Source organism: Sulfuricurvum sp. (genome assembly GCF_049305995.1).
In the GTDB taxonomy this organism is placed as follows: domain Bacteria; phylum Campylobacterota; class Campylobacteria; order Campylobacterales; family Sulfurimonadaceae; genus Sulfuricurvum.
Window position 1 is genome coordinate 1 of record NZ_JBAQPS010000165.1, and the last position, 10,612, is coordinate 10,612.

At 41.0% G+C, this 10,612-nt stretch carries 11 protein-coding genes; 5 read left to right on the plus strand and 6 right to left on the minus strand.

All coding sequences use genetic code 11. From position 1 onward, the window contains the following. Positions 1 to 150 precede the first annotated feature (150 nt). Genes WA010_RS05570 through pstB form a run of 4 tightly spaced genes read left to right on the plus strand, consistent with a single transcriptional unit; the run spans position 151 to position 4,068 of the window. Positions 151 to 1,536: a CCA tRNA nucleotidyltransferase gene (locus WA010_RS05570; protein WP_422556155.1), complete on the plus strand. Its 1,386-nt coding sequence runs from the start codon at positions 151 to 153 to the stop codon at positions 1,534 to 1,536. A gap of 46 nt (positions 1,537 to 1,582) precedes the next feature. Next, complete coding sequence (gene pstC, locus WA010_RS05575) at positions 1,583 to 2,434, plus strand: phosphate ABC transporter permease subunit PstC (RefSeq protein WP_422556156.1); 852 nt, start codon at positions 1,583 to 1,585, stop codon at positions 2,432 to 2,434. Then, a complete protein-coding gene (gene pstA / locus WA010_RS05580; protein ID WP_422556157.1) occupies positions 2,431 to 3,273 on the plus strand; it encodes a phosphate ABC transporter permease PstA in 843 nt (280 codons plus the stop codon). Before pstC ends, pstA begins: the two co-directional genes overlap by 4 nt. 6 nt (positions 3,274 to 3,279) lie before the next feature. Beyond that, positions 3,280 to 4,068, plus strand: a complete 789-nt coding sequence (pstB, locus tag WA010_RS05585) for a phosphate ABC transporter ATP-binding protein PstB (RefSeq protein WP_422556158.1) — start codon at positions 3,280 to 3,282, stop codon at positions 4,066 to 4,068. 105 nt (positions 4,069 to 4,173) lie between these two features. On the opposite strand, the gene WA010_RS05590 is transcribed toward pstB, so the two are convergent. The 4 genes from WA010_RS05590 to WA010_RS05605 all read right to left on the minus strand — a co-directional run bounded on the left by WA010_RS05590 (position 4,174) and on the right by WA010_RS05605 (position 7,730). After that, positions 4,174 to 5,088 (minus strand): MlaD family protein, encoded by a 915-nt coding sequence (locus tag WA010_RS05590; RefSeq protein WP_422556159.1) that lies wholly within the window; start codon positions 5,086 to 5,088, stop codon positions 4,174 to 4,176. Continuing rightward, the gene (locus WA010_RS05595; RefSeq protein WP_422556160.1) at positions 5,088 to 5,822 is read right to left on the minus strand and encodes an ABC transporter ATP-binding protein; all 735 of its coding nucleotides are present in this window, start codon (positions 5,820 to 5,822) and stop codon (positions 5,088 to 5,090) included. Before WA010_RS05595 ends, WA010_RS05590 begins: the two co-directional genes overlap by 1 nt. Continuing rightward, on the minus strand, positions 5,819 to 6,883 hold the full coding sequence (locus WA010_RS05600) for an MlaE family lipid ABC transporter permease subunit (protein WP_422556161.1): 1,065 nt from the start codon (positions 6,881 to 6,883) through the stop codon (positions 5,819 to 5,821). Before WA010_RS05600 ends, WA010_RS05595 begins: the two co-directional genes overlap by 4 nt. Positions 6,884 to 7,010: 127 nt before the next feature. After that, entirely contained in the window at positions 7,011 to 7,730 is a 720-nt protein-coding gene (locus WA010_RS05605; RefSeq protein WP_422556162.1) for a hypothetical protein, read from the minus strand. A 122-nt stretch (positions 7,731 to 7,852) separates the two neighbouring features. Here WA010_RS05605 and WA010_RS05610 point away from each other — a divergent pair, with 122 nt between their 5' ends. Next, on the plus strand, positions 7,853 to 9,619 hold the full coding sequence (locus WA010_RS05610) for a GGDEF domain-containing protein (protein WP_422556163.1): 1,767 nt from the start codon (positions 7,853 to 7,855) through the stop codon (positions 9,617 to 9,619). A 5-nt stretch (positions 9,620 to 9,624) separates the two neighbouring features. On the opposite strand, the gene queF is transcribed toward WA010_RS05610, so the two are convergent. Beyond that, complete coding sequence (queF, locus tag WA010_RS05615; RefSeq protein WP_422556164.1) at positions 9,625 to 10,014, minus strand: preQ(1) synthase; 390 nt, start codon at positions 10,012 to 10,014, stop codon at positions 9,625 to 9,627. Positions 10,015 to 10,023: 9 nt separating this feature from the next. Continuing rightward, positions 10,024 to 10,612, minus strand: a 589-nt coding sequence (locus WA010_RS05620; protein ID WP_422556165.1) for an EAL domain-containing protein, incomplete at its 5' end; no start/stop codon positions are given.

Below are 10,612 nucleotides of genomic sequence, written 5' to 3' on the forward strand. Positions count from 1 at the left end.
GGACAACTCGATGGGTCTAGGGCTATCCATCGTCAGTTATATCCTAAAATTGCACGATTCCGACCTCCGTATCGAAAGTACGCTTGGGATCGGTTCTACTTTTAGTTTTTCACTTGACAATCTAATCGAAAAAAAGAAAATACCCAAAAAATGATTCCCCTCTCCTCCTCTTTAATCCAATTGATTGAGCATCTCGCACATCATGGGATTAAAGCGATTATCGTAGGAGGATATGTACGCGATTTTTTGAGCGGATACAGCACCGAAGATTTAGACATAGAACTCTATGGAATTACCTCTCTCGATAAACTCGAAGCCCTTTTAAGCCCTTTTGGAAAAGTGGGCATCTATGGAAAAAGCTTCGGTATCCTCAAGCTCGTTTTCGATGGCTATAGCATCGATTTTTCTCCGCCTCGAACCGAATCCAAATACGGCACCGGACACAAAGGGTTCGAAATGGCATGGCATCACGAAATGGATTATGCCTCAGCAGCACGTCGTCGTGATTTCACTATCAACTCCATAGGATACGATCCCCTCACGCAAACGCTTATCGATCCCTATGGAGGTATAAAAGATTTAAAACACAAAATACTACGTTGTGTTGACCCGCAAACCTTTATCGATGATCCGCTGAGAGTGTTGCGTGCCGTACAATTTGCAGCTCGATTTGAGCTGACATGCGATGACACGTTATTATCTCTATGTCAAAGCATGATTGCCGACGGCTCTCTCGAAGAACTCCCAAAAGAGAGGATTTTTGAAGAGCTAAAAAAGCTTTTTATTAAAAGCGCTCACCCCTCAATCGGAATGAAATTACTCAAAGAAATGGGAGGACTACCTTTTTTCACACCGTTAGAATGTTTTGAGCATACCCCTCAAGACCCCCTATCCCACCCAGAGGGTTCTGTATGGACGCATACCCTAATGGCACTCGATTTTATGGCAACCTTGCGCAGCGGAGAATGGCGAAAAGATATGGTTTTGATGTTGTCTGTTCTCCTGCACGATATCGGTAAACCGGTTACAACTATCACCATAAACAATGTATTAAATGCCCCGAAACATGCGGAAATAGGTGTAAATATCGCTCGTACCTGGCTGAATAAAATTACTGAAGACAAAGCACTTATCGCCTCCATCCTCCCTCTGATTTATTATCATGGGTGGCCTCGTAAATTTTATCGACGCAAAGCTAGCAACAGTGATATTCTTCATTTAAGCACAAAGGTGTGTATTGAGGATTTAATTCTTCTCTCCAAAGCTGATTTTTTCGGTCGATCTTTTAATGAAGCAAACCCTCAAACTTTTGATGCCGGCGATTGGCTGTACCGATGTGCCGATACGTTAAATGTCTTAAAAAAACCACCTTTGCCCTTGTTGTATGGACGAGATTTGATAGCTCTGGGACTCACCCCCTCTCACCGTTTTAAATCGATACTGGATAACGCTTATAAAGCTCAGCTCGATCAAGTATTTGAGACCCGCACTCAAGCCTTAGAATGGCTTAAAAAGCATTTGGTAACAGACTTGTAATGATTATGTAATAAAATTGCATATATTTTTTGACTCAAGGCTTGGCATGATTGATAAAATTTTCCTGAACATGACCCGAACCAGCGCGTTGCTGATCCTCTTCATCGTCGCATGGATATTTGTGGTACTTTTTAACCAATCGACCGAAGCTATGAATGCTTTTGGTCTGGATTTCATCACCAAAGACGAATGGGCTCCCAATCTCGATAAATTCGGAGCGTATGCCGCCATTTTCGGCTCCGTTGCATCGACGTTTTTGGCAATGCTTCTCGCCATTCCTATCGCTATCGGAGTTGCTATCTTCCTCAGCGAAATCGCTCATGATAAGATAAAAGGGTTCTTCGGTGTGAGCGTCGAACTCCTCGCGGCAATCCCATCGGTTATCTACGGTATGTGGGGATTGTTTTTCTTCGTCCCGATTTTACGCGATATCTTCGGAGGAATGGGGATCGGTTTGTTTGCAGCAGGGATCGTTTTGGCAATCATGATTTTGCCGTTTATGGCAGCCGTTACCCGCGATGCGATGAACACCACCCCCGATATCCTCAAAGAATCGGCATATGCACTCGGCGGAACACAATGGGACGTTATTAAAGACGTCATCATCCCGTATGCAAAAGCAGGGATTATCGGTTCACTCATCCTCGCTTTGGGTCGTGCAATCGGTGAGACAATGGCGGTTACGTTTGTCATGGGGAATGTTCATCATACCCCAAGTTCCATTATGGATCCAACCACCTCGATTCCGGTAACCCTTGCCAATGAGTTTACCGAAGCAGACAGCTCCCTTTATTTCTCCAGCCTTTTCGGATTGGCATTGACATTGCTCATCATGAGCTTCGTTGTTATCGCTATCGCGAAATTCTACTTTTTACGTAAAGTGAGAAAAGCTTCATGACAGCCGTTCAAAAACGCATATTGATTAACAAAGTCGCACTCGGGTTCTCCACCTTTAGCACCATCATCGCCCTAGGGTTTTTGTTTTGGATTCTCGGAGTCTTAATGATGAAAGGGATCGATGCCCTTAACTGGAATATCTTCATCTACGAGGGTTCTCCTCCGGGATATGAAGACAGCGGTCTCAAACATGCCCTTGTCGGTCAGCTGATCTTGATTTCACTCGCTACCCTCATCGGTGTACCGCTGGGGATTATGGCGGGAACGTACCTCAGCGAATACGGCAAAAACTCTAAACTCGCCCACACCATCCGTGATATTTCGGATATCATGATGTCAGCTCCTTCCATCGTTATCGGAGCGTTCGTTTATGCGATTGTCGTTATGCCTATGGGACATTTTAGCGCATGGGCAGGGGCGATTGCATTGGCTATCATTATGATTCCGGTTATTTTACGCACCACCGATGATATGCTTCAGCTCGTCCCATCAACGCTCCGTGAAGCGGCGTTTGCTCTAGGTGCACCAAAATACAAAGTAATTATGGATGTCGTCTATCGTGGAGCCAAAGCGGGGATTTTGACCGGGGTACTGCTAGGTATTGCCCGTGTGGCAGGAGAAACTGCTCCATTGCTCTTTACCTCTTTTAACGATAACTTTTACACCACTGATCTAAATCAGGCAATGCCCTCACTGACAGTGACGATGTTTAACTATGCGATCAGCCCTTATGATGATTGGCAACAGCTCGGATGGGCGGCTGCCTTTATCCTCACAATGTTTATTCTCGGACTCAATATTTTTGGACGCTTAGTCCTCCATTTCGGTAAAAGGAAGTAACTTATTATGGCAAGTATCATTGAAATACCTAAAGAAGAGTGTGCTCTTAACGTACGCGATTTCGAATTCACCTACAAAGGGGCTCCGGCACCAAGTCTCAAAAAGATAACAATGCCGATTGCTAGACACTCTGTAACGGCACTAATTGGTCCATCAGGATGTGGTAAAACGACGCTTCTCCGTTCATTTAACCGTATTCACGATCTCTATCCGGGAAATACCTACAAAGGGGAGATCGAATTCGAAGGGCACAATATTTTAGGTGAAAAAGAAGATCTTATCCACCTTCGTACCAAAATCGGAATGATCTTCCAAAAACCAACGGCGTTTCCGATGTCGATTTATGACAACGTCGCCTATGGATTACGTCTTCAAGGGATTAAAAATAAAAGCGAACTCGACGGACGGGTTGAAAAAGCACTTCAAGATGCCGCCATCTGGAAAGAGGTAAGCGACCGTCTCAAACACGATGCAAACGGTCTCTCAGGTGGACAGCAACAACGTTTGTGTATTGCCCGCGCGATTGCCGTAGAGCCTGAAGTTTTGCTCTTTGACGAGCCGACATCGGCACTTGATCCGATCTCTACACAAGGGATCGAAAAACTGGTGATCGAGCTCAAAGAGCGTGTTACCATCATCATCGTTACCCATAATATGCAGCAAGCCGCTCGTGTCAGTGACTACACCGGCTTCATGTATTTAGGAGATTTGGTGGAACTGGGTCATACTGAAGAACTGTTTGTCACCCCAAAAGAGAAACTTACTCAAGAATATATTACCGGTAAATTCGGTTGATTTTTCTGGAGCGTCCGCTCCATCTTCTTTATCCGCCTATGCTATTTCAATCCAATCATCTCTTTTACCAAAAAAGACCTCTTAAATCATCCGTTTTGAATCATTTTATCGCTCATTTTCGGGAATAGATACTGAAGATTTAGATTTAAAAAGTAAATCACTAGGGCTCTCTTGGAGTGATTTGATGAGTATCGTCCCTTCTCGAATCATATTTTTTCCCTCTTCGATCGCCTGATTGGAGTTTTCTAGCGTCACGTTGAGTTTGCCCATGGGATCGGATTGTTTGATCTCACGAACAAAGGATGTACTCTCTTGAGCCAATGTTTTCGTCTCCTCTAAAACAGAGTCGCTCTTTTGCGCCAAAGAGGAAAACGCTTTGATGGTTTGATTGGTATTACTCTCCACCTCTATCGCCCCTTTGAGTAACGTTGTCATATCCTGACGATTGTTTTTTAACTCCGTCGATATCAGCGAGAGGTTTTCCAAACTCGTCGTCGTGTTTTGGATATTGCGTTCGCTGACCAGTTGATCGATTTTGAGCACTGTTTTATCGATATGAGAGAGGATCAGTTCGGCCTTATCGGTCATAACACTTATCATAGAGGGCTTTGAGATCAGAACCGGACGCTCACTTTTATCGACCGCACTCAAAAACGGCGATCCGTTCGTCCCCCCTTTGATCTCCAAATAACCGATCCCCGCAATCCCCTGAGAGTTCAGTACAATGACGCTATCAGTTTTTATGGGGGTATTTTTTTCGACTTTGAAATCGATTAAAATCCTCTCCGGGTTTTCACCGTCAATCCGCACCTCTTCGACAAACCCGACATCGATCCCTTTTAACCGCACCGGAGAAGAGCCTTTTAATCCTGCAACCGATTCTGATACATAGGTGCGATAGCTCTGAAATTGATCCTCATTTGAGCCGTATTTCCCCAACCAAAAGGCAAAAATTCCCAGAGAAATCAGACCGAACAGTGCGATCACCCCTACGAAAATAAAATTTGCGTTTCTCTCCATTACATCACCTTTAAAAATTCATTTAAAAACGGCTGATTACTTCGAACCACCTCATCATAGTTACCGTCAAAACAGACCTTTTTATCATGCAAAACGATAAAACGATCCAGCACCGTTTTGATCGTATCCAAATCATGCGTCACAATCACAACACTAAAGCCCAACATGTCCCGCAACTCGACGATCAGCCGATCAAACGCTTCAGCACTAGAGGGGTCTAACCCACTGGTAGGCTCATCTAAAAAAAGCAGTTCAGGGTCTAGTGCCAGAGAACGCGCTAAACCAACTCTTTTTTTCATCCCGCCGCTTAGCTCTCTGGGGTACAAATAGGCAGCAGATGGGGGTAATCCCACCATACTTAGTTTAGTCATGGCGATATTTTCGATCAAATTTTTTGAGAGATTCGTATGCTCTATCAATGGCAAAGAGATATTTTCCAACACATTCATAGAGGAGTAAAGGGCACCGAATTGAAACAAAACAGCCCATTTTTGCCGAAGCCTTTGAGAGCCTTTCGTATCAATATTTCGGATCGATTCTCCTAAAATTTCGATTGAACCGGAGTGAAATTTTTGGAGCATGATGAGCTGACGCATCAGGGTTGATTTTCCCGCACCGCTCCCCCCTAGAATTCCGAAAATTTCCGATTTTTTTACCTCGAACGATACCCCATCATGGACGATTTGATGATCAAATTTAGTAATAATGTTCTCGACTTTGATCACTGGATTCATATGCCCAACTTTGTCAAAGCCATCGCGATACAGGCATCACAGATAATGACCCAAAAGATCGCACTCACGACGCTTTTCGTGGTCAGTGCTCCGATGCTCTCCGTACTTCCGCTCACCTGAAATCCACGGTAGCACCCGACAACCGCGATAATCCCCCCATAAATCGGAGATTTTCCCAAACCGACGTAGAGCTCGTTAATCGAGATTTCGAGATACATCCGATCGATAAATTCATTGACACTGATACCCAAATGGAGATTCGCTACGACCAACGCCCCCATCATCCCTGCGATATCGGCGGCGAAAATGATAAGCGGCATCATCAGGATCAGCGCAAAAACACGGGGCAGTACTAAAAAGACAAACGGATCGAGACCCATAGTGCGCATTGCATCGATCTCTTCGGTTATTTTCATCGTTCCGATCTCTGCGGTAAAGGCACTGGCGCTCCGAGCAGCGATCAAAATAGCAGCGATCATCGGCGAGAGCTCACGAAAAACCGACATAACGCTCAAATCGACGACGAAAATATCCCCTCCCACCTTATTGAGATACCCCGCACTTTGATACGCTACGACCAAGCCGATGAGAAATGAAAGGATCATAATGATCGGTATAGCTCGGATCGCGGCAATATCTACATGTTTTATAAAAGAGCTAAAACGAAAACTCCACGGTTTTATCATCACTTTTAGTGTTGCGGCGACCCCCTCACCGACAAACGATAAAAAATCACCGATCCCCTCAACCGTATCGACGATCCCTCGTCCGAAAGATTCAATAATATGGGGGTTTAGAGTTGGTAGCGGAGGTTTATTCGAAAAGTTTTTTTCATAAAACTGGAGCAGTTTTTGATCTTCTGAGCTGAGATTGATAGACTCGATTCGACATCCCTTTGCGAGTATCGCATTTTTCAGTCGAATTATCTCTATCGCTCCGGCTGAATCGATACGGGTACACTCGGAAAAATCAAAGAAAACCGATGGAGCCGATATACGGAGAATCTCTTTGTCGATGGAATAGCTCTTTGAGAGTGACTCTTTCGTCCATTCAGAATTCATTACTACCGTTAAAGCATCTATACAATCTGAATTTTTTTGGATACTTATCATAATAAGTTTTTGCCAGTAAATCGGAATAAATCTTGTAAAAAAAGCATTAAAAACTTATATTCCACTCGCCGAACATTCACATTGTCGGAAGCATTTGAAGCTCTGTTTTTATAGCATAACTGTTTTCACGTAAACGATGTACCCTTTCTATTCCTGCCTTTTTATAATATAAACCTACCGTTTCAAAATACCCTTTATGATTATTAATGTGTGCGTAAAGAGGTTTTTCAATGCTGCTATCGAGATAAAGTTCCCGTATTATCTGTAGTAATGCTGATGAATGTATACGATATTCATCTTCCAGTTCAACGGATGGTTCTTTAAGATAATCCAGACGCAATCGACATAATTTTTTATACTCTAATTGAATATCACGTAGTCCAATCTGCTCTATAGAAAGGAGAAACTCTGCTTCTGTGCGATCTTCTTCGCTATCATACTGATGTAATTTTTCCAAAAATGGCTGTGCGGCATCACTCAAAATACGACTGTCTTCTTTGTACTGAGCAATTAAACTTTCAGCTTTATTAACATTGAGTCCTTGTTGTTTATATTTGTCCAACATCGTTTCTAATGTGCTCACAGACTCATTCAGTACAAGAGTCGATTCTTTATCTCCATGTCGTATTATCAATTTCAATGATTCCTGACTTAAGGAAAATAATTGTTCTGGACTTTTAGAAGATAATGTCTCTTCAACAACACTATTTTGAGATGAAAATCCTTGTGAATTCATCCAAAACAATCCACCCCCTACCGCCAAAGCAATAGGGATAAATAAAAATATTTTTTTCATCGAAATTCCTCAAAAAAATTTACATACTCTATATCAGACAAATTACCGTGTCATTACATTTTATACACTATTGCCGGTATATTTGTAACCCATTTGAGATCGATAGTTTCTATACTTTCCAAATGGAACCTTTACACCCTTATTACGATCATTGTTACAATGTTTTGGATATCGCATTTCAACCGATTGTTGATATCCATTCGGGGATTACTTTTGGTGTTGAAGCCCTTCTTCGGGGTACAGATGTTTTAGGATTTATCAGTATTGAAGCATTTTTTGATCACCTTTATAAAGAAGACGTGCTTTATGAATTCGATCTTCGGTTGCGAGAAAAAGTAATAGAAAAATTTCGTACGATTGAGGGTTTCGAAAATCTAAAACTTTTCTACAATCTTGATAATCGAGTATTAGATACGACAAACTTTTCAAAAGGAAATACGTTTCGTATCTTAAAAAATTATGGACTCAATCATAAACATATGGTATTTGAGATCTCAGAACGGAACGAAATCACCAATATAGCTCATTTCAACCGATTAATGAAACATTATAGCGATGAAGGATTTTCCATTGCTATTGATGATTTTGGAATTGGTCATTCAGGCTATAAGCTCTTATATCACTCCACACCCAATATTATTAAAATTGACCGTTTCTTTTTACATTCAATCGATAAAGACCCTAAGAAAAAACTTTTAACTCGAAATATGGTTCAGCTTGCAGCACTGATTGGATGCAGAGTAATTGCGGAAGGGGTAGAAACCGATCAAGAATTTTTTGTGTGTAAAGAGATCGGGGTAAATATGATCCAGGGGTATTACATCGCTTATCCCACAATTAATGTTACCCAAATTGATTCTACTTATCCTCACGTTGCAGGAGCCATAATTCGTGATCATCGTTTTAAATCCGATCAGGATATTATCCTCAAGCGCCTTGAGCTTCTCAAACCGATCGTTATTGGAGATACGATGGAATCTCTGCTCGATCTTCTCAAAGCCGATGACAAACTTTTTTTGGTTCCTGTCGTTGATTCTGCCTCATTTCCTAAAGGAATTATCCATGAACACCGTTTAAAATCGGTCATTTATTCCCCTTATGGACGATCATTAATCCAAAATCGTTCTTCCAATCTCTCGGTATTAGATACCTATATCGAACCAATCCCCGTTGTTGATATATCCATGCCATTAGAAACCATTATCGAACTTTTTTCTCTTTCTTCTAATGCTCCGGGTGTTTTAGTTATTGAATCTTCACGTTATATCGGCTATTTCAGCGCACGCGAAATCATTGAAGTTATTCATGAGCGTAATCTTATCTCTGCTCGGGATCAAAATCCCCTTACCCGTTTACCCGGTAATTTTAGAATTAACGAATTTATTGCCCAAACTCTTGAAACGAACAATGAAGCAGTGGTTGCCTATTTCGATTTCGACCATTTCAAACCCTATAACGATTATTACGGATTTAGAAATGGGGATCGAGTGATTTTACTGTTTGCCGAACTTATGCATAAAACATTATCTCCCGATTTTTTTAAAGGGCATATAGGTGGAGATGATTTTTTTATGGGTACCTTTATAACCGAATCTACCCCATTCGAATCTATTCTAAATCAAATTCAAAATTTAATTCAAAAATTTATAGATGATGTCCAAGAATTTTATGATACCAAAGATCGGGAAAGAGGATTTATTATTGCAGAAGATCGCGAAGGAATTGTTAAAGAATTTAAACTTCTAAGTGTGAGTGCTGTTGTTATCCAGATAGGTAAAGGTCCCACTCCTTTGACCGGAGAACATTTGCAATACTTATTTACTCAAGAGAAAAAACAAGCAAAAAAATCTCCTACTCACATACGCGTAATTCAAGCCCGAAAAATTTAAACCATTTATTTTTCTTTTACCATTTTCTCGCTGTCAATCTCAACAACCGTATGAACATTACCGCGAGGATAGTAGTCTGCAACCACTTTTAAGTGCTTAGGAGCGATTTTAGACTCAAAAGTGGTGTAGATCTCGTTTGCACTGTTTTCGTGCGAAATATGGCGGTTTCTGAACGAATTAATGTACAACTTGATCGCTTTGAGTTCAGCCACCCATTTATCCGGTGTATATTCGACATAGATTGTTGCAAAATCGGGATATCCGCTACGAGGACAGAGACAGGTAAATTCCGGTAATGTCACCTTGATTACATAATCACGTTCATGTTGATTCGGCCAAATTTCAAAATCTTTTTCAAGGTTAAAATTTTCAACAATTTGTTCACCATACTTCATTTTTATCCTTTATAATTGTTCCAAGGTTAAAATTTTACCCAGATAATTTCCCTGTCGATAATCGATTTTTAATGATTGAGCAAAATGATCGCTATTTTCATCTTCGATCATTGATATCCACGTCTTCGCACCGCACAAGTGAGAACTAAGATTAAGCCCTTGAATAATATTTTGGTAACCTATCTCTTTTATATGGCGTGAATAAAGTGAATCAAATCGTACCATATCGACATTTAGTTCTTTAAGATATAAAAGCGTAGTATGATTTCCACCTAACCTGTCGATTGCAATCTTGTATCCTGCTTTTCGATACTGTGCTATTTGTAAGACAAAACGATCGAATTGATAGCAATATTCTTTTTCTTCAAACATTAATATAATTTTTTGATACGCTAAAGGATATCGTTCAAACAATCGTAAAGCATACTCAAAAAAATAAGAATTACGTAGAGTAATCGGTGAGACTGTTACAACAAAATTTTGATTTTGTTTGTTGCATAAGGAACCGATATATTCAAGAATATCTATTTCGAGTTGGCGTATTTTATTAAGCCTATTCAGAACTGGAATATAACGACTTTGATGTATAAAAAAACCT